Origin of the sequence: Dietzia cercidiphylli (genome assembly GCF_014145145.1) — a bacterium.
Lineage (GTDB): Bacteria > Actinomycetota > Actinomycetes > Mycobacteriales > Mycobacteriaceae > Dietzia > Dietzia natronolimnaea.
Map to the genome: position 1 here is coordinate 1 of NZ_JAALEA010000244.1, position 19587 is coordinate 19587.

Below are 19587 nucleotides of genomic sequence, written 5' to 3' on the forward strand. Positions count from 1 at the left end.
GGCCGTGGCCGCTGTCGCCGCCCGTCACGGGGTGGGGCCCGAGGGCGTGCTGTTGCTGGCCGGGGCCTCGGAGGGGTTCCACCTGCTCGCCGACCACGCGGCCCGCCGGGGCCTGCGCGCCGCCGTGCTGCACCCCTCGTTCACGGAGCCGGAGGTCGAACTGCGGCGGGCCGGTGTCGCGGTCGACAGGGTGATCCTGCCCCCGCCGTACCGTCTCGATCCGGCACTCGTGCCCGACGAGGCCGACCTCGTCGTCGTCGGCAATCCCACCAACCCCACCTCGGTCCTCCACCCCAGGGCGACCGTCGCGGCGTTGTGCCGCCTCGGTCGTGTGACGGTCGTGGACGAGGCGTTCTGCGACGTGGTGTCCGACGAGGCCGGGCACACCCTGGCCGGCGCCGGGGTGCCCGGCCTGGTGGTGCTGAGATCGTTGACCAAGACGTGGGCGCTCGCGGGACTGCGGGTGGGCTACGCCGTGGGGGATCCGTCGGTTCTGACCGAGCTCGCCGCGGCCCGGCCGCACTGGCCCCTCGGGACGCTGCAACTCGAAGCGATCCGGGCCTGCCTGGGTTCCGTGGCCGACCGCGAGCTGGCGGCGGCACGTGCGCAGGTGGTGGCCGAACGCCGGGCGATGGTGGCCTCCCTCTCCGCCGCGGGGATCACTGTCGTCGTGCCCCCCGACGCGCCGTTCATCCTGGTGCGTACCCCGGACGGGGCGGATCCCGTCGCCTTCCGTGCGGGTCTGGCGCGCCGGGGGATCGCGACCCGCCGCGGGGACACCTTCCCCGGGCTCGACGCCACCCACCTGCGCCTGGCGGTGCGCGACGGCAGGATGGTGGACGGACTCGTCCGCGCGTGGCGGGCGGAGCGGGAAGGGGATCGACGATGACCACCGGTGGGCCCACCCTGGCCGACGTGATCGACCTGCTGGAGCACGCGTACCCGCCGCGGTTGGCCGAGTCCTGGGATCGTGTCGGTCTGGTCGCGGGCGACCCGTCCGCACAGGTCGGGACGGTCGTGGTGGCCGTCGACGCCACCGACGCGGTGGTCGACCACGCGCTCGCCCTGGGTGCCGATCTGCTCCTGGTCCACCACCCGCCCCTGCTGCGGGGGGTGCACTCGATCGCCGCCGACACCCCCAAGGGCCGCCTGCTGCACCGTCTGGTCCTGGGCGGCTGCGCCCTGTACGCCGCCCACACCAACGCCGACTCCGCGCGGCCCGGCGTCAACGACGCGCTCGCCGAGACGCTGGGTCTGAGCCCCGGCAGGCCGCTCGTCCCGACCGGTGACGGCACCGTCGACAGATGGGTGGTGACGGTTCCCGACGACGACGTCGAGGACCTCCTCCACGCGGTCTTCGCCGCCGGGGCCGGCCGGATGAGCGGGTACACCGAGTGCTCGTTCTCCGTGCCGGGCACCGGTCGCTTCCGCCCCGGCGACGGTACGGACCCGACGATCGGCGTGATCGGCGAGCCGGAGCGGGTCTCCGAGACGCGGGTCGAGTTCGTGGCGCCACCCGAACTGAGATCCGAGGTCCGCCGGGCGGTCACGGCCGCGCACCCGTACGAGGTCCCCGCCATGGACGTGTTGATCAACCACGCGGGGCCCGGCCCGGGCCCCGAGGACACCGGTCTCGGTCGCGTCTGCGACCTGGCGGAGCCGATGTCGCTCGCGGAGTTCACCGCTCTCGTGAGTGCCCGGCTGCCGCGGACACGGTGGGGGGTCCGTGCCGCCGGTGACCCGCACACGGAGATCAGGAGGGTCGCGCTGTGCGGGGGTTCGGGCGATTCCCTGCTGGGTGCGGCACGGGCCGCGGGGGCGGATGTGTACCTCACCGGAGACCTGCGTCACCACGTGGTCGACGAACACCTCAGGGAGGGCGGACCGGCCCTGGTGGACGCCGCGCACTGGGCGCTCGAGTTCCCGTGGTGTGCGCAGGCCGCGGCCCTGGTGGAGGAGGGGGTCGGGGTGGCGGCGACGGTGTGCGACCTGCGCACCGACCCGTGGACGGTGGCGTCGGGGGCAGAGGGCGACGGGCGGTAGTCTTGGCCCTCATGAAGGCCGATCCCACCGTCCAGCGTCGACTCGTCGACATCGCCGAGCTCGACCTGCGCCTGGGCTCCCTCGCGCACCGGCGGAGATCACTCCCGGAACAGGGTGTCCTGGACACGCTCGAGGCCGAGCGGCGTGCGGCCGTGGAGTCCGCGGCGCGGGCCCGGATCCACGTGGAGGATCTGGACCGGGCGATCGCCAAGCTGAGCTCGGATCTCGACGCCGTGCGCAGGCGCCGCGCGAACGACGCCGACCTGCTGGCGGCCGGGGGGTTGTCCGACCGGCAGTCCACCGAGCTCGAGTACGAGCTCGGGTCGCTCCACCGCCGCGAGGAGAATCTCGTGGCCGAGCTCTCCGAACTGACCGAGCGCCACGAGGCCGTGGTCGCCGACGTCCGCCACTCCGGGGCGATCATCACCGACCTCGACGCCCGGCTGGGCATGGCCACCACCGTCCGCGACACCGCCCTCGCCGAACTCGAGGACTCCGTGACCGCCACGACCGCCGAACGGGCCCGCCAGGCCGAGGACCTGCCCCCCGATCTCCTCGACCTCTATTCCCGTAGTGGCGCGGAGGCGGGCGTGGGAGCGGCGATCCTCAACGGCGGCCGGTGCTCGGCGTGCGCGATGGATCTCGACCGCACCACGGTGTCCGCGTTCCGGACCGCTCCCGCCGACGAGGTCCTGACCTGCCCGGAGTGCGGCGTGATCGTGGTCCGCACGGACAACTCGTGAGCGGCGGTCCGGGCTGGACGGGGGCCGCCGGGAGGCCCACCCGGATCGTGCTCGCCCGCCACGGCCAGACCCCGCTCTCGGTGGACCGTCGCTATTCCGGCCAGGGCGACCCCGACCTCACCGACCTGGGGGTCGTGCAGGCCGAACGGACCGCCGACCGCCTGGCGCGAATCCCGGAGCTGTCCGCCGTGGTCTCGTCCCCCCTGCGCAGGTGTCTGGGCACGGCCGAGCGCGCCGCCGAGGCGGCGGGGGTCCCACTGGTGGTCGCGGACGACCTCATCGAGACCGACTTCGGGCAGTGGGAGGGCCTGACCTTCTCCGAGGCCGCCGAGCAGGACCCCGAACTGCACGCACGCTGGATGTCGGACACCGCCGTGCCTCCACCCGGGGGCGAGAGCTTCGCCGTGGTCCGCGCCCGGGTCGAGCGGGGCCTGCGCCGGATCGTCGAGGAGAGCCCGGGCGGCGTGGTGGCGGTGGTCAGCCACGTCACCCCCATCAAGATGGCGATCCGCGCCGCTCTGGATGCCGGCGACGAGCTCCTCTTCCGGCTCCACCTGGATCTGGCCTCGGTGTCGGACGTGCGCTTCTACCCGGATGGGCCGACGTCGGTGCACCTGGTGAACGACACCTCGCACCTGGACTAGACTCCCCAGGGCGAACGAGTCGGCCGGACGGCCGCGGGCGGGGGAACCGGCGCCATCAGGCGGCAGGGCCCCGGTCCGAGGAAAGTCCGGACTCCACAGAGCAGGGTGGTTGTTAACGGCAACCCGGGGTGACCCGCGGGACAGTGCCACAGAAAACAGACCGCCGCGCCTGCGGGCGCGGTAAGGGTGAAACGGTGCGGTAAGAGCGCACCAGCGCCCCGGGCGACCGGGGCGGCTAGGTAAACCCCACCCGGAGCAAGGTCGAAGGCCGCACCGCCCGCGGTGCGGCTGCGCGGATGGAGTGCAGCGATGCACGGAAGGGCTGCTCGCCCGAGTCCGCGGGTGGACCGCTCGAGGTACCCGGTGACGGTGTGCCCAGATGGATGGTCGTCGCCCTCCGTACGCGGAGGGCACAGGATCCGGCTTACAGGCCGACTCGTTCGCCCCGGCCCCTCCCCGCGGCCGTCCACGTGACGCCTGTTCGGGGCTGCTGATCGCCTGCGGCCGTGGAGGCCAGCGCGGATATCATTCCGACCATGCCCGCGCCCGCACGCCCGATGAAGCTCCCCGCGCGGTCGGCCGTGCTCAGTGCCCTTCTCGGTGCGCACCCCGCGGAGTCGACGGCGGCGGGCATCGTCGACGTGGCCGTGCGGCTCGGGTTCCAGGAATCGGCCGTGCGCGTCGCCCTGACCAGGATGGTCGCCTCGGGTGACCTCGAGCGGGACCGGGGGGTGTACCGACTCTCGCCCCGTCTCATCTCGAGGCAGGAGCGGCAGGATGCGGCGATCTCGCCCTCCCTGAAGCCCTGGGACCGTCAGTGGTCGATGCAGGTCGTCACGGTCCCGGCCGACGCGGCGACACGTCTGGCGACCCGATCCGAACTGACCGGGCTCCGGTACGCGGAGCTGCGCGAGGGGGTGTGGCTCCGGCCCGCCAACCTCGACGTCGTCCGTTCTGATGCATTGACGGCCAGGTCGGAGGAGTTCTCCTGTGTCCCCGCCGGCGACGTCGACGCCCTGACCTCACGCCTGTTCGACCCCGCGGGATGGGCACGCGACGGAGCGGCCCTTCTCGCCGCGGCCGAACACGCCGACGAGATGTCCACGCGTTTCGAGGTGGCGGCCGCGACGGTCAGGCACATCCTGCACGACCCGCTCCTCCCCGCGGAGCTGCTGCCCGCCGACTGGCCCGGTGAGCGTCTCCGCGAGTCCTATCAGCGATTCCGTACCGATTTCGGCCGCTTCGCGAACGGCGTCCTGGGCGCGGGCACCTGACCGTGCGGGATGCGGTCCGGTCCGGGCGGATCGATGACTATTACACTCTAGATCTGACCGCAGGAGTTATGTAATACTCCGTCCATGGTGACGCACACGGTGACAAACCAGGTCCCGCCCCTGGTGGGGTACGACGCTGCCGAGCAGCCGGTGATCCTGGAGGCGCTCTCCCGGGCCGGGGCGGGACACGCGGTGGACGAACTGCACGAGGTCGGCCGACTCGCCGGGACCGCCGACGCCCTCGGGTGGGGCGACCGCGCGGAGGCCAACCCTCCGGTCCTCCGGACGCACGATCGGTACGGGAACCGGATCGACGAGGTCGACTACGATCCGGCCTACCACGAGCTGATGCGTCGCGCCGTCGGGTTCGGTCTGCACGGCGCCCCGTGGGCGGACCCCAGGCCCAACCCCCATCTGGTGCGCGCGGCCAAGACGAGTGTGTGGGGGCAGACGGACGCGGGTCACGGGTGTCCGATCTCGATGACCTACGCGGTGGTGCCGGCGCTACGCCGCGCCCCCGACCTCGCCGCGACGTTCGAACCGCTGCTGACGAGTGCCGTCTACGACCCGGTTCTGGCGCCGCCGGCCACCAAGCGGGGTCTGACGGCGGGGATGTCGATGACCGAGAAGCAGGGCGGGTCGGACGTCCGCGCCAACACCACCCACGCGACCCGGAACTCCGACGGGACGTACTCGATCACCGGGCACAAGTGGTTCACCTCCGCACCGATGTCCGATCTCTTCCTGGTCCTCGCGCAGGCACCGGGTGGGCTCACGTGTTTCTGCGTCCCGCGGGTCCTGCCCGACGGCTCGCGCAACCCCTTCCTGCTGCAGCGTCTCAAGGACAAGCTCGGCAACCGGTCGAACGCCAGCAGCGAGGTCGAGTACGACCAGACGACCGGCTGGATCGTCGGGGACGAGGGCCGGGGCGTCGCGACGATCATCGAGATGGTCAACATGACCCGACTCGACTGCACACTCGGTACCGCCACCGGAATGCGGGTCGGGGTCGCGAACGCCGTCCACCACGCGATGCACCGCCGGGCCTTCGGGGCGGCCCTCATCGACCAGCCGCTGATGCGCAACGTGCTGGCCGACCTCGCGGTGGAGGCCGAGGCGTCGACGACGGTCGCGCTCTGGCTCGCCGAACTCACCGACCTGGCCGACGCGGGAGACCGGGAGGCCGACGCCCTCCGACGGATCGGCCTCGCCGTCAGCAAGTACCACGTGTGCAAGCGCGGGCCGATCCACGCGGCGGAGGCCCTGGAGTGTCTGGGCGGCAACGGGTACGTGGAGGACTCCCGGATGCCGAGGCTCTACCGGGAGGCTCCACTGCTGTCGGTCTGGGAGGGCTCGGGCAACGTCGCGGCTCTGGACGTGCTGCGGGCCATGGCGAAGCAGCCGGAGACGGTCGAGACCTTCCTCGACACGGTCTCGTCCGTGCGCGGTGCGGACTCCCGACTCGACGGCGCCGTCGATCGCCTGGGCGGGACGTTGACCGCCGTCGCCGCCGGGCGGCCCGAGGAGGCGCAGTACGTCGCGCGCCGGGTGGTCGGGGACATGGCGATGATCCTGCAGGGCTACCTGCTGCTCCGCCACGGCCACCCGGCGGTCGCCGACGCCTTCCTCGTCAGCAGGCTGGGGGCCGATCGCGGGGATGTCCTCGGCACGCTGCCGACCGGCGTGGACACCACCGCGATTCTCGACCGCGTCACCCCGAAGGTCGGGTGAGGGCCGTGGAGAACGTCCCGGGCGTGACGGTCTCGATTCAGGGTCCGGTGACCGTGATCGGCATCGACCGACCTGACGTCCGCAACGCCGTCGACAGGCCCACCGCGCAGGCGCTCGCCGACGCGTTCCGGGCCTTCGACGCGGACCCCGGCTCCTCCGTGGCCGTGCTGCACGGCGAGAACGGGACCTTCTGCGCAGGTGCCGACCTCAAGGCGATCGCGGGCGACGCGGGGAACCGGGTGGCCGCGGACGGGGACGGTCCCATGGGGCCGACGAGGCTCCGACTGGGCAAACCGGTCATCGCTGCCCTGTCGGGCCACGCGGTGGCCGGCGGCCTCGAACTCGCCCTGTGGGCCGATCTGCGGGTCGCGGAGGAGACCGCGGTGCTGGGCGTCTTCTGCCGCCGCTGGGGAGTGCCCCTCATCGACGGCGGGACAGTCCGCCTGCCGCGCCTCATCGGCACGAGCCGCGCGATGGACCTCGTGCTCACCGGCCGCCCGGTGAGTGCTGCAGAGGCCTTGGACATCGGTCTGGTGAACCGGGTGGTGGCCGACGGCACGGCGTTGACGGCAGCCATCGACCTGGCCACCGAGATCGCGCGGTTCCCCCAGGAGTGCATGCGACGGGACCGGCTGTCGCTGCTGGAACAGGAGGGCCTCGACGAGGAGGCGGCGATCAGGAACGAGTATGACCACGGCCTGATCTCGCTGCAGGCCGGGGCGGTCGCGGGCGCGGCGCGGTTCGCCGACGGAGCCGGGCGTCACGGCTCCTTCGGACAGGCACAGGCCACAGAGGAGACGGGCAGATGAACACCGATTACCGCACCCTGACCTACGAGGTGACCGGGGCGATCGCCCGGATCACCTTCGACCGCCCCGAGCACGGTAACGCCATCACGAGCGACACCCCGGTCGAACTCGCGTCCGCCGTCGAGCGCGCCGACCTCGACCCGGCGGTTCACGTGATCCTCCTGTCCGGGCGAGGGAAGGGGTTCTGTGGCGGCTACGACCTGTCGATCTTCGCCGAGGGGATGGCCCGCGACGCAGGCGACCCATCCGACCAATCCGACCCATCCGACGCCTCCGGCGAGGCCGGCGGATCCGTGCTCGATCCGGGCGTCCAGGCCCGCAACCACGACCCGCGCGTCACGTGGGACCCGATGGTCGACTACGCGATGATGAGCAGGTTCAACCGCGGATTCTCCAGCCTCCTGCACGCGAACAAACCCACGGTGGCCAAGTTGCACGGATTCGCCGTGGCGGGCGGCACCGACATCGCGTTGTTCGCCGACCTGATCATTTGCGCCGACGACACCCGGATCGGGTACCCGCCCGCCCGGGTCTGGGGCATCCCGGCGTCCGGGATGTGGGCGCACCGGCTCGGCGACCAACGCGCCAAACGCCTGCTGTTCACCGGCGACCTCATCACGGGGCGGCAGGCGCATGACTGGGGGCTCGCGATCGACGCACCTCCGCCGGAGGAACTGGACGACCGCACCGAGGACCTCGTCGGGCGGATCGCGCGGATGCCGGTCAACCAGCTCGTGATGGCCAAGCTGGCGTTGAACAGTGCCCTGCTGGCCCAGGGGGTGGCCAATTCAGGCATGATCAGCACCGTCTTCGACGGGATCGCCCGCCACACCCCGGAGGGATACGCCTTCCAGGCGAGGGCTGCGGCCGACGGCTTCCGGGAGGCGGTCCGGCGGCGAGACGAGCCGTTCGGTGACGCCAAGCCCCATGCCGGGCCCGGGGACTCGGCGACGACACGCCCGTAACCGGGGAATCCCGGACCCCGCCGCGAGTAGGCTCGGGACACAGGAACGCCGAGCGAACCCGGGAGGTCCGTCGTGACGGAAGAGCAGTGGTATTACGACATCGCCCTGGGCAAGGCGGTCCAGGGGAAGGTGACCAACTGGGACAACCGCATGGGTCCCTACGCCACCCGCGGTGAGGCGGAGGCGGCGCTGGCCAAGGCGAAGTCCCGCAACGAGGCGTGGGACGCCGAGGACGAGAAGGACTGAGACCGGGAGCGCTGAGACCGGCCGGACTCAGCCCCGGGCGCCCCACCGGGAACCCCGTGGGGCGCCCGTCGTGGCCGGGCGGCACTGCTCGCCGCCGCCCTATTTCTTGGTGCTCTTCTTCTTCCGCCGTCGCGCCGCGCGCCGGGACTCCGACAGTTCGCGGTAGGCCGCGGTGACGGTGGCCGCGTCGTTCTCGAACCCGTCGAGCGCGCGCTCGGAGAATCCGCGTTCGTGCTCATAGAGCACCCCGAATCCGAACGTCGACTCGCCCGCGGACTCCGCACGCCTCGCGATCCGCCGGATCCACCTCCGGGCGGTCACGCTGTCCTGGACGTCTCCGAGCACCGTGTGCAGTCGCTGGCAGGCGGTGCGTAGCGGGGCGACGGTCAGCCCGTCCGACTCCCGTAGGGCGCCGACGTTGCGCCGCAGGGCCTTGGCGCGCTTGCGGACGACGTGGGTCAGCTCCTCCCGCTGGGCCAGGGTCAACTCGAGCGACTCGAGGTCGCGTTCGGTGCGGGTGCGGGCCTTGGTGAACTTGGCGAACTGCCGGTCCACCCCACGCAGGATCATGTCCTCGGCCTCGCGCCTGCGCTTCTTCGAGGTCGGTCCCGGCACGGACCCGTCAGACGACCCGGCGACCTCGGGCCCGGTGCCGGCGAGCTCGACGAGCAGGTGGAGACGGTCGAGCAGGTCGAGGTACCGCTCGGAACCCAGTGCGGCCGTCACCCGCGCGCCGGCCCGCCGCTCCTCCGCCCCGAGCTCGACGCGGAGCCGCTGCCTGGTCAGCGTGCTCACCACGTCCTCCGGGTACCCGGCCGCCAGCTCCCCGAGCCGGTGGTCGACCACCTGGATGTCGCGCACCTTGCCCAGGACCGCGGCGAGCACCTTGAGCTCCTCGAGCACCGCGGCCAGGTCGATGTCCGTGTGTCCGGTCTCCGCCTCGAGCTCCTCGGCGAACGAGCTGATCGTGCTGCGGAGACCGCGGACCGCCACCCGCATCTGGTGGACCCCCACCATCGTCACGCGTCGGGCGGCCGGGTCGTGGTCGAGTACCCGGTGGAGGTCCTCGCGCAGGGCGTCCCTCACGGCGGAGACGCCCCTGTCCGGAGGGTCGGGGAGGGGGCCGATGGCGCGGGCGAGTTTGGACGACGACGACGAGGTCCTGGCCCCGGCCGAGGTGCACGCGGTGGCCACGGCGGCGAGATGGTCCCGAGCCCGGGGCTGCGACGGATCGACCAGTTCGACCTCCCACTCCCGCCAGTCCCCGGCGGCGCCCGCGGTTGCGCCCGCGGCGACGAGGGATTCCGTCGTGACGTGGTCGTCACAGAACTCCACGACGGCGGTCCCCTCGCCGTCGCGCAGGAGCACGACGTGCCTCCGGTTGTCCACGCGGGCCACGGGCGCGAGAGGTCGGCGGCGGACCAGTCCCGCCACCGCGGCGACGAACTCGTCGGGGACGTCGTCTCCGTGATCCAGCGGGAGCCGCAGCTCCACCCGTCCCGCCTCGGACGGGAGTTTGAGGTGCCACCCCGCGTCGTCACCGCCGGTGCGGCGCCTGAGCGTGACCTTGTGGCGGGTGAGGGAGAGGTCGGCGGTGTCGTAGTACGTGGCGGAGAGCTCGTGCACCACCGGGTCGTCCGCCACCAGCGGGGCGAAGGCGCTCGCGGCGGGGACCGGGGTGTCGGGCCCGACCTCGAACTTGCTCTCGATCTCCACCGTCTCGCTGATCGTCATGGACTGGTTGTATCAGGCCCGGGTGAACACGGCGTCCCCCTCGTCCCGACCGGCCCGCCACTCCTCGGACTTACTTGCGGGTAAGATCCCAGTGGTTCCGATCACATGCTCGTCGTTGGGAGAAGAAGTGGATCAGCCGACAACCGTCGACGTCCTCGTCGTGGGGGCCGGTTTCTCCGGTCTCGGGGCGGCCATCAGACTCGCCGAGGACGGAGTCGACGACGTGATCGTGGTCGAGCGGGGTTCCGACGTGGGCGGCACGTGGCGGGACAACTCCTACCCGGGGGCGGCGTGCGATGTGCCCTCCCACCTGTACTCCTACTCTTTCGCCCTCAACCCGGGGTGGTCGCGTGCGTTCTCCCCGCAGGGCGAGATCTACGACTACATCCGCCGCGTCACCCACGACACCGGCGTACGGGAGAAGATCAGGTTCGGCGTGGAGGTCACCGCCGCGCGCTTCGACGAGACCCGCGGTCGGTGGGCGGTGAGCACGACGGCAGGGGAGTACGACGCGAGGGTCCTGGTCCTGGGAGTCGGCGCGCTGTGCGAACCCCGGCTCCCGGAGATCGACGGGATCGACGACTTCGCCGGCCCCGTCTTCCACACGGCCCGCTGGGACCATTCGGTGCCCCTGGCCGGTCGACGCGTCGCGGTGATCGGTACCGGCGCCTCCGCCGTCCAGGTGGTGCCGTCCATCGCCCCGACCGTGGAGCATCTGGACGTCTATCAGCGCACCGCTCCCTGGGTTCTGCCCCGGATCGACCGGGAGTACCCGGGGTTCGAGAGGGCCCTCTACCGCAGGGTCCCCGGTCTCCAGCGCGCCGTCCGGGCGCTCCAGTACACCAGCCGCGAGTTCCAGGTGGTGGGACTGACCCGGACCCGTGCGGCCCTCGCCCCGATCAAGGCGATCGGGCGCGCGCACCTGGCCCTGTCGGTGCGCGACCCGGGTCTCCGGCGCAAGCTGACCCCGAACTTCGAGATCGGGTGCAAGCGCATCCTGCTGTCCAACACCTGGTACCGCGCGTTGACCCGGCGGAACGTCGACGTGGTGACCACTCCCATCAGCCGGGTGACCGAGGGCGGGATCGTCACCTCGGACGGCGCCGAGCACCCGGCGGACGTGCTGGTGGTGGCCACCGGGTTCCACGTCACGGACTCCCCGTTCTTCGAGCGCGTCCGGGACGCGGCAGGCCGGACCCTCGCGGACAAGTGGGCGAGCGAGGGGATGGAGGCGTACAAGGGCACCACGGTCGCGGGGTACCCCAACCTGTTCGTCCTGATGGGTCCCGCGACGGGTCTCGGTCACTCGTCGATGATCTACATGATCGAGTCCCAGCTGAACTACCTGGTGGACGCGATCCGCAGTATGCGCGACCGCGGTCTGCAGACGGTGGAGGTCCGCGAGGCGGTCCAGAACGCCTACAACCGCGAACTCCGCGAGAACACCGGGGAGACCGTCTGGGTGACCGGCTGCAAGAGCTGGTACCTGGACGCCAAGGGCAACGCCCCGGCCGTGTGGCCCGATTTCACCTTCTCCTACCGCAACCAGACGAGGGAGTTCGACCTGAGCGCCTACCGCCGGACCGCGATCGACGAACCCGCCGCGGTGCCGACCGGGCAGGGGGCACTCCGGTGAGCGCCCCGATCGGAAAGGCGATGGCGGCGCTGGGTGGGCTGACCGCCCGCCGTCCCCGCTGGCGGATGGACGGCAAGGTCGTCGTCATCACCGGTGCCGGTTCCGGCATCGGTCGCGAACTCGCACGTGAGGCGGCGCGCCGGGGAGCCCGGTTGGCGCTGAGCGACGTCGACGTCGACGGACTGGCCGAGACGGTGGGGCTGGTGGAGGCGGAGTCCTCGGTGGAGGTGCACTCCGACCGGCTCGACGTCACGGAGCAGGCCGCCGTCGCGGAGTACGCGGGCCGGGTGGTCGACCAGTTCGGCGTGGTCAACCTCGTCGTCAACAACGCCGGCATCGCGTTCACCGGGTCGGTCGAGCAATCCGGGTACAAGGACATCGCCCGGGTGATGGACGTGGACTACTGGGGGGTCGTCCACGGCACCAAGGAGTTCCTGCCGCACCTCATCGCCTCCGGGGACGGGCACATCGTCAACATCTCCAGCATCTTCGCGATCCTCTCGGTGCCCACCCAGAACGCCTACAACGCGGCCAAGGCCGCGGTGCAACAGTTCACCGAGTCCCTGCGGATGGAGATGCTCGCCGCCGGCCACCCGGTGGAGGTCACCTGCGTCCACCCCGGGGGCATCAGGACCGCGGTCGCCAGGAGCGCCGGCGCGGCCGAGGGCCTGGACAGCGCGACCTTCGCCACGATCTTCGACGCCAAGTTCGCGCGCACGGAGGCGTCGACGGCCGCGCGGGTGATCCTCGACGGCGTCGAACGGCGCCGAGCGAGGGTGCTGGTGGGCCCGGACGCGTACGTGATCGACGCGCTCGTCCGGTTGTTCCCGTCCGGCTACCAGAAGGGCACGGTGGCCGTCTCCCGCCACTTCGGGGTGATCTGACCCGACCATCCTCGCCGGGGTGGGAGGCGGGTTCAGGGTCGGAAGCGGTCGGTGGCCTCGAGCAGGTGATGTGTGGTGCCCGGTTCGGCCATCGCGTGCCCGGCGTCGGGGACGATGTGCAGCTCGGAGCCCGGCCAGGCCGCGTGCAGTTCCCACGCGCTCGTGACCGGGCAGACCACGTCGTAACGCCCGTGGACGATCACGGCGGGCAGGTGCGAGATCCTGTCCATGCGGTCCAGGATGGCGCGGCCGTCGAGGAATGCGTCGTTGACGAAGTAGTGGTTCTCGATGCGGGCGAAGGCCAGGGCGAACCTGTCGGCCTCGTCGCCGTCCCCGGTCCCGGGACGGGGGAGCAGCGTGGACGTCGTGGTCTCCCACCTCGTCCACGCTCGCGCTGCCCCGATCTCGATCGCCGGATCACCGCAGTGCAGGAGGCGGTGGTAGGCGGCCACGTGGTCGAAGCCCGCCCGGTGGACCGCGTCGGCTCCCTCGGCGGCCACGAGCGGCGCGAGGTAGCCCTCCCACGCGTCGGGGAAGAGGTGGGCGGCGCCGCCCCGGTAGAACCAGTCGATCTCCGACGGCCGGCAGAGGAAGATCCCTCGCAGGACCAGGCCGCGGACGCGATCCGGGTGCTCCTGCGCGTAGGCCAGCGCGAGCGTCGTCCCCCACGAGCCGCCGAACACGAGCCAGCGCTCGATCCCCAGGGCCTCGCGCAGACGCTCGAGGTCGGCGGTGAGATGCCACGTGGTGTTGACGGAGAGGTCCGCGCCGTCGGCGACGTGCGGCGCACTCCGGCCGCAGCCGCGCTGATCCACCAGGATGATGCGGTAGGACGCGGGGTCGAACATCCGGCGGTGCTCCGGGGTGGTCCCGCCGCCGGGACCGCCGTGGACGAACAGCACGGGGGAACCGTCCGGGTCTCCCGAGCACTCCCAGTAGAGGTGCTGACCGTCGCCCACGTCGAGCGTGCCGGTCTCGTACGGCTCGATCCGCGGGTACGGGGTGCGGAGCGTGGTCTGCTGGCTCATCGAGGCTGACCGCGCCGTCAGAAGGAGTGGTCCGGGCCGGGGAACTCGCGCGAACGGACCTCGTCGCCGTACTCCCGGGCGGCGTCGCGCAGCGTCTCGGCGAGCCGGGCGTAGCGCTTGACGAACCTGGCCGTCCGTCCGGTGCCGTGGCCCGCCATGTCCTGCCACACCAACACCTGCGCGTCGCACCCGTTCCCGGCGCCGATGCCGACCGTGGCGATGTCCAGCTCCGCGGTGACCTCGCGGGCGAGGTCGGCGGGGACCATCTCCATGACGACGGAGAAGGCCCCGGCCTCCTGCACGGCGCGGGCGTCGGCCCGCAGCTCGTCGGCGGCGTCCCCGCGCCCCTGGACGCGGAAGCCCCCCAGGCCGTTGACCGACTGGGGGGTGAAGCCGATGTGGGCCATCACGGGGATCCCGGCGTCCACGATCGCCCGGATCTGTGGGGCCATCCGCACGCCGCCCTCGAGCTTGACGGCCTGGGCGCCGCCCTCCTTCATCATCCGCGTGGCGGCGGCCACGGCCTGCACCGGGGAGGCCTCGTAACTACCGAACACCAGATCGGCCACGACCAGTGCCTTCGGCGCCCCCCGGGTCACGGCCCGCACCAGCGGGATCATCTCGTCCTCGGTGACGGGGACCGTGGTGTCGTACCCGTAGACCACGTTGGCCGCCGAGTCCCCGACCAGGAGAACCGGGATCCCGGCCTCCTGGAACACGCGCGCGGAGACGAAGTCGTAGGCGGTGAGCATCGGCCAGGGTTCCCCCGCGGCCTTGAGTTCGGCCAGGTGGTGGATCCGGGTCACCCGCGTCAGACCCCGGGGTCCGGCGTCCGGGGTGCCGCCGGAACCGTAGACCGGGGTGTCGGGGTTGTCGCTCATGGCGGTGTGGCCTTCCTACGGTGACCTCGAGGCCGGCGGGATGGCCGGTCCCCGGGTGGACAGGGGGCGGTGACGGACGCGGCCGTCGCCGACGAGTGTGCCACGAGCCGGGCGGCGTGGCTCGGGAGGCCATGGGGCGGGAGGCCCACGGGCGGGGGCCCACGGGCGGGGGCCCAGGTGGGCGTGTCGGGGACCCGATGTCACACGCTCGTAACACGACAGGCACTAGGTTGGACGGCATGAACCGCCAGCAGGAGTACGTTCTGAGGACCTTGGAAGAGCGCGACATCCGGTTCGTCCGGCTCTGGTTCACCGACGTTCTCGGGACCTTGAAGTCAGTGGCCGTCGCCCCGGCAGAGCTCGAGGGGGCGTTCGGGGAGGGGATCGGCTTCGACGGCTCCGCCATCGAGGGGTTCTCGCGGGTGTCGGAGGCGGACACGGTCGCCAAGCCCGACCCCTCGACGTTCCAGGTCCTGCCGTGGGCCCACGCCGACGGTGGCCAGCACTCGGCGCGCATCTTCTGCGACGTCTTCAACCCCGACGGCAGCCCGAGCTGGGCCGATCCGCGCCACGTGCTGCGCCGCCAGCTCAACAAGGCCGCCGACCTCGGCTTCTCCTGCTACGTGCACCCGGAGATCGAGTTCTTCCTCTTCAAAGACCTCGACACCAACGGTGCCGAGCCGGTTCCGACGGACAACGGCGGGTACTTCGACCAGGCCGTGCACGACTCCGCCCCGCACTTCCGGCGTCACGCGATCGAGGCGCTGGAGGCGATGGGAATCTCGGTGGAGTTCTCCCACCACGAGGGGGCACCGGGGCAGCAGGAGATCGACCTGCGCTACGCCGACGCACTGAGCATGGCGGACAACATCATGACCTTCCGCTACATCGTCAAGGAGGTGGCCATGAACAACGGGGTGTGGGCGTCGTTCATGCCCAAGCCCCTCCGGGACCACCCGGGTTCGGCCATGCACACGCACATGAGCCTGTTCGAGGGCGACACCAACGCGTTCCACGACGCGGACGACGAGTACCAGATGTCCACCACGGCGAAGTCGTTCGTGGCGGGCATCCTGCGTCACGCGCCGGAGTTCTCGGCCGTCACCAACCAGTGGGTCAACTCCTACAAGCGGCTCATCGGCGGCGGCGAGGCCCCCACCGCCGCCACCTGGGGCCGCGCCAACCGCTCGGCGCTGGTGCGGGTCCCCATGTACACGCCCAACAAGGCCTCCTCGCGACGAATCGAGGTGCGGAGCCCGGACTCGGCGTGCAACCCGTACCTCGCGTACGCGGTGATGATCGCCGCCGGGATCAAGGGCGTCCAGGAGGGCTACGAGCTGCCGCCGGAGTCCGAGGACGACGTGTGGACCATGAGCCGGCGCGAGCGGCGTGCGATGGGCTACACGGACCTGCCGGGGAGCCTGGAGCAGGCCCTCGACGCCATGGAGGAGTCGGAGCTCGTCGCCGAGGCGCTCGGCGAGCACGTGTTCGAGTTCTTCCTGCGCAACAAGCGGCGTGAATGGCGGGAGTACCGCAACGAGGTGACCCCGTACGAGCTCCGCAACTACCTCGCGTTGTGACCGGACGGTCGAGGTGAGCATGGATTCGTCGCGGTCCAGGGTGCCCAGCCCGGGCAGGCTCGGACTGCTCGACCAGCGCGCCGGGGACTGGTTGGACTACCTGGGGTGGACCGACGAGGACGCGGTCCCGATGCTGTGGGCGCTCTCGCGCGCGCCCGACCCGGACCTCGCCCTGGGGGCGCTGGTCCGGCTCAGGGAGGCGCTGGCCGCCGAGGCGCAGGACGGCGGACCGACCACGGGTGGTGCGACCGCGGACGCCGGCGGGGACAGCGGTGTGGCCGCACTGGACTCGGCGCTCCGATCGGATCTCCGGTTGCGCGGACGCTTACTGGGACTGCTCGGCTCGTCCAGCGCGCTCGGGGACCATCTGGTCGCGCAACCCACCCGCTGGGCGCTGCTCCGGTCGCCGCTGCCCTCCCGTGAGGACGTCCTGGCGGACATGCTGGGGGTGGTCGACGCCGTGCCCGAGGAGCCCGTCGAGGGCGCGCCCGCACCGTCCCAGTCCGCCGACCTGCGCAGCGTGGGAACCTATCGCGCCGCGGTCATCGGCGGCGCCGCGGTCAACGTGCTCCGGTCGGCCTACCGCGACCACGTGGCGCTCCTGGCCGCCCACGACGTGGCGTCCACGGTCGAGGACGAGCCGGTGCTGCCGTTCGCCGAGGTGGGTCGTCGCCTCGCCGATCTCGCGGACGCCGCGCTGACCGCCGCGCTCGCGGTGGCGGTCTCCACGGTGTACCCGGATTCGCCCATGCCCTGTCGCCTCGGCGTGGTGGCCATGGGCAAGGGCGGGGCCCGCGAACTCAACTACATCTCCGACGTGGACATCATCTTCGTCTCCGAACCCGCGGACGCCAAGACCGGTCGGGTGGCCGGGGAGATGATGCGCATCGGCTCGATGGCCTTCTTCGAGGTGGACGCCGCCCTGCGACCCGAGGGCAAGTCCGGCGAGCTGGTGCGGACGCTGGAGTCGCACGAGGCCTATTACAGGCGGTGGGCCAAGACGTGGGAGTTCCAGGCGCAGCTCAAGGCCCGGCCGATGACCGGCGACCTGGCCCTGGCCACCGAGTACTACGACACCGTGCACCCGCTGGTGTGGACGGCCTCCGAGCGGGACGATTTCGTGCACGACGTCCAGGCCATGCGCCGGCGGGTGGAGGAGAACGTCCCCGAGCCGCTCCGGGAGCGCGAGCTCAAGCTCGGGCGTGGGGGCCTGCGCGACGTGGAGTTCGCGGTCCAGCTCCTGCAACTGGTGCACGGTCGCACGGACGAGGAGCTGCGTGTCGCCAGCACGGTGGACGCGCTCGGGGCGCTCCGGGCGGGGGGATACATCGCGCGGGAGGACGGCGCCAACCTGGTGGCCGCCTACGAGTTCCTGCGACTTCTCGAGCACCGTCTCCAGCTCCAGCGCTACAAGCGCACCCATCTGCTCCCGGAGGACGGCGACCGGGAGGCGTACCGCTGGCTCGCCCGCGCCGCCCACATCCGGCCCAGCAGTCGGCACGACGCCGCGGAGGTCCTGCTCGAGCAGCTCCGTCAGGTCCGCAGCCGGGTGCGCAGGCTCCACTCCAAGCTGTTCTACCGCCCGCTGCTGGACTCGATCGCCGCCTACGACGCGGAGGCCCTGTCCCTGAGCTCCGAGGCGATGGAGCGGCAGCTGGCGGCACTGGGGTTCGGCGCACCGCGCCACGCACTCGGGCACCTCCGGGCCCTGGCCGGGCAGAACAACCGCCGCGGCCGGATCCAGGCGCTGCTCCTGCCCGCCTTCATGGAATGGCTCGCCGACACCCCGGACCCGGACGCCGGGCTGCTGGCCTACCGCAAGCTGTGTGAGGAGCACCAGGACGTCACCTGGTTCCTGCGCATCCTGCGGGACGACAGCATCGTGGCGCGCCGCCTGGTGACGGTGCTGGGCACCTCCGCGTTCGTCTCCGAACTCCTGCTCCGCAACCCCGAGGTGATCCCGGAGCTGACCGACGGCGCCGAGGGGCCCGTGCTCGTGGCCTCCAAGGTCTCCGACATCGCCTCCGCGCTGTCCGCCTCGGCGTCCCGTCACCGCACCCCCGAGAAGGTCATCGCCGCGGCGAGGTCGCTACGCCGGGCCGAGCTGGCCCGGATCGGCGCCGCGGACGTCCTGGGGTTGGTCTCCGTGCCGGAGGTCGGCAAGCGCCTGTCCGCCGTGTGGCGGGCGGTGCTCGAGGCGTCCCTCGCGGCCGTGATGAGGGACATGGCCCCCGAGGGCCAGGCGCCGCCGGCCCGACTCGCGTACATCGGGATGGGGCGGCTCGGCGGGGACGAGTTGTCGTACGGATCCGATGCGGACGTGATGATCGTGTGCGATCCGGTGGAGGGCGTCGCCGAGGACGTCGCCGTCCGGTGGGCCGTCCAGGTGGCCGAACGGGTGGGCAGGCTGCTCTCCTCGCCGTCGTCGGACCCCCCGCTCGACCTCGACGCCGACCTTCGACCGGAGGGCCGCAACGGACCACTGGTACGGACGCTTGCGTCCTACCGCGCCTACTACTCCAAGTGGGCCGAGACGTGGGAGCTGCAGGCCCTGCTCCGGGCCGCGTTCGCGGCGGGGGATCGCGACCTGGGCCTGGACTTCCTGCACATGATCGACGAGTTCCGTTACCCGGCGGACGGGGTGCCGCCCAAGGTGGTGCAGGAGATCCGGCGGATGAAGGCGCGGATCGACACCGAGCGTCTGCCCAGAGGGGCCGACCCGGCCACGCACACCAAGCTCGGGCGCGGTGGTCTGGCGGACGTCGAGTGGTGCGCGCAGTTGCTCACGATGCAGCACGCGGCGCGGGTGCCGGGCCTGCACACCACCTCCACCCTGGAGGCGCTCGAGGCCGCGGCCGCCGCGGAGTTGCTCTCGGAGGGCGAGCGTGAGGCGCTGGTGCAGTCGTGGCTCATGGCCGCCCGCGCCCGCAACGCCCTGGTCCTGGCCCGCGGCAAGGCGGTCGACCAACTCCCCGGTCAGGGCAAGATCCTGGCGGCCGTGGCCAGCATCTGCGCAGGGTCCTCCGACGGCGCGGAGTTCCTCAACCAGTACCTCCGGGTCACCCGCCTCGGCCGCAAGGCCGTCGACCACGTCTTCTGGGGTGAGATCTGAGGCGTGTTCCGGGGTCGGACCAGGGTTGTCACCGATGCGCTCCGGGGCCGCGCGCCGATACCCTGGGGTCATGGCTGTGAAGATGAACCTCACCCTCACCCTCGACGGCGTCACCTACGGTGAGCTGTACGAGTTCGTCGACGCGGTCCGGGCGGCCGGCGTGCCCGCCGACGAACGCGTGCGCTGTCTGGGGTCCGACGACATGGGCGACCGCTTCGAGGTGGAGCTCGGCCCGGACCTGCGCCGGTCCGGGGCGGCCCGCGCGGCCTCGGGTGCG

Annotated in this window: 15 protein-coding genes, 1 other RNA gene and 2 pseudogenes; 15 read left to right on the forward strand and 3 right to left on the reverse strand. The window is 71.9% G+C overall.

Going from position 1 to position 19587, the window contains the following annotated elements; genetic code table 11:
• The 10 genes and pseudogenes from cobC to G6028_RS09365 all read left to right on the forward strand — a co-directional run.
• The coding region (cobC, locus tag G6028_RS09320; RefSeq protein WP_182658709.1) for an Rv2231c family histidinol phosphate aminotransferase CobC at nt 1-889 on the forward strand (889 nt) is incomplete at its 5' end.
• Nucleotides 886-2043: a Nif3-like dinuclear metal center hexameric protein gene (locus G6028_RS09325; protein ID WP_182658710.1), complete on the forward strand. Its 1158-nt coding sequence runs from the start codon at nt 886-888 to the stop codon at nt 2041-2043. The genes cobC and G6028_RS09325, both read left to right, overlap by 4 nt.
• A gap of 11 nt (nt 2044-2054) precedes the next feature.
• A complete protein-coding gene (locus tag G6028_RS09330) occupies nt 2055-2786 on the forward strand; it encodes a zinc ribbon domain-containing protein (RefSeq protein WP_182658711.1) in 732 nt (243 codons plus the stop codon).
• Nucleotides 2787-2794: 8 nt separating this feature from the next.
• Nucleotides 2795-3430: pseudogene (locus G6028_RS09335) on the forward strand (histidine phosphatase family protein); the annotation flags it as partial.
• 15 nt (nt 3431-3445) lie between these two features.
• An RNA gene (gene rnpB, locus G6028_RS09340) (RNase P RNA component class A) lies at nt 3446-3873 on the forward strand.
• 93 nt (nt 3874-3966) lie between these two features.
• Nucleotides 3967-4704: a PaaX family transcriptional regulator C-terminal domain-containing protein gene (locus G6028_RS09345; protein WP_182640784.1), complete on the forward strand. Its 738-nt coding sequence runs from the start codon at nt 3967-3969 to the stop codon at nt 4702-4704.
• A gap of 84 nt (nt 4705-4788) precedes the next feature.
• A complete protein-coding gene (locus tag G6028_RS09350) occupies nt 4789-6435 on the forward strand; it encodes an acyl-CoA dehydrogenase family protein (protein WP_182658712.1) in 1647 nt (548 codons plus the stop codon).
• Nucleotides 6436-6440: 5 nt separating this feature from the next.
• Nucleotides 6441-7244 (forward strand): crotonase/enoyl-CoA hydratase family protein, encoded by an 804-nt coding sequence (locus G6028_RS09355; RefSeq protein WP_338404188.1) that lies wholly within the window; start codon nt 6441-6443, stop codon nt 7242-7244.
• Nucleotides 7241-8209, forward strand: coding sequence for a crotonase/enoyl-CoA hydratase family protein (locus G6028_RS09360; protein ID WP_182638928.1), 969 nt, complete (start codon nt 7241-7243; stop codon nt 8207-8209). Before G6028_RS09355 ends, G6028_RS09360 begins: the two co-directional genes overlap by 4 nt.
• Nucleotides 8210-8281: 72 nt before the next feature.
• Nucleotides 8282-8455: an SPOR domain-containing protein gene (locus tag G6028_RS09365; protein WP_182610482.1), complete on the forward strand. Its 174-nt coding sequence runs from the start codon at nt 8282-8284 to the stop codon at nt 8453-8455.
• 99 nt (nt 8456-8554) lie between these two features.
• On the opposite strand, the gene G6028_RS09370 is transcribed toward G6028_RS09365, so the two are convergent.
• Entirely contained in the window at nt 8555-10189 is a 1635-nt protein-coding gene (locus tag G6028_RS09370; protein ID WP_182658713.1) for a CYTH and CHAD domain-containing protein, read from the reverse strand.
• A gap of 127 nt (nt 10190-10316) precedes the next feature.
• On the opposite strand from G6028_RS09370, the gene G6028_RS09375 reads away from it, so the two are divergent.
• Together G6028_RS09375 and G6028_RS09380 are read left to right on the forward strand one after the other, a co-directional pair.
• A complete protein-coding gene (locus G6028_RS09375) occupies nt 10317-11825 on the forward strand; it encodes an FAD-dependent oxidoreductase (protein ID WP_182616380.1) in 1509 nt (502 codons plus the stop codon).
• Nucleotides 11826-11890: 65 nt separating this feature from the next.
• The gene (locus G6028_RS09380; protein ID WP_182638936.1) at nt 11891-12709 is read left to right on the forward strand and encodes an SDR family NAD(P)-dependent oxidoreductase; all 819 of its coding nucleotides are present in this window, start codon (nt 11891-11893) and stop codon (nt 12707-12709) included.
• A 32-nt stretch (nt 12710-12741) separates the two neighbouring features.
• On the opposite strand, the gene pip is transcribed toward G6028_RS09380, so the two are convergent.
• Nucleotides 12742-13737, reverse strand: a complete 996-nt coding sequence (pip, locus tag G6028_RS09385; RefSeq protein ID WP_182658714.1) for a prolyl aminopeptidase — start codon at nt 13735-13737, stop codon at nt 12742-12744.
• Between the two features lie 17 nt (nt 13738-13754).
• Nucleotides 13755-14618: a 3-methyl-2-oxobutanoate hydroxymethyltransferase gene (gene panB / locus G6028_RS09390; RefSeq protein WP_182610486.1), complete on the reverse strand. Its 864-nt coding sequence runs from the start codon at nt 14616-14618 to the stop codon at nt 13755-13757.
• Nucleotides 14619-14857: 239 nt separating this feature from the next.
• On the opposite strand from panB, the gene glnA reads away from it, so the two are divergent.
• From glnA to G6028_RS09405, 3 genes and pseudogenes are all read left to right on the forward strand, one after another.
• Entirely contained in the window at nt 14858-16198 is a 1341-nt protein-coding gene (gene glnA / locus G6028_RS09395) for a type I glutamate--ammonia ligase (protein ID WP_179525009.1), read from the forward strand.
• Nucleotides 16199-16217: 19 nt separating this feature from the next.
• Nucleotides 16218-19310, forward strand: a complete 3093-nt coding sequence (locus G6028_RS09400) for a bifunctional [glutamine synthetase] adenylyltransferase/[glutamine synthetase]-adenylyl-L-tyrosine phosphorylase (RefSeq protein ID WP_182658715.1) — start codon at nt 16218-16220, stop codon at nt 19308-19310.
• A gap of 70 nt (nt 19311-19380) precedes the next feature.
• Nucleotides 19381-19587, forward strand: a pseudogene (locus G6028_RS09405) (hypothetical protein); the annotation flags it as partial.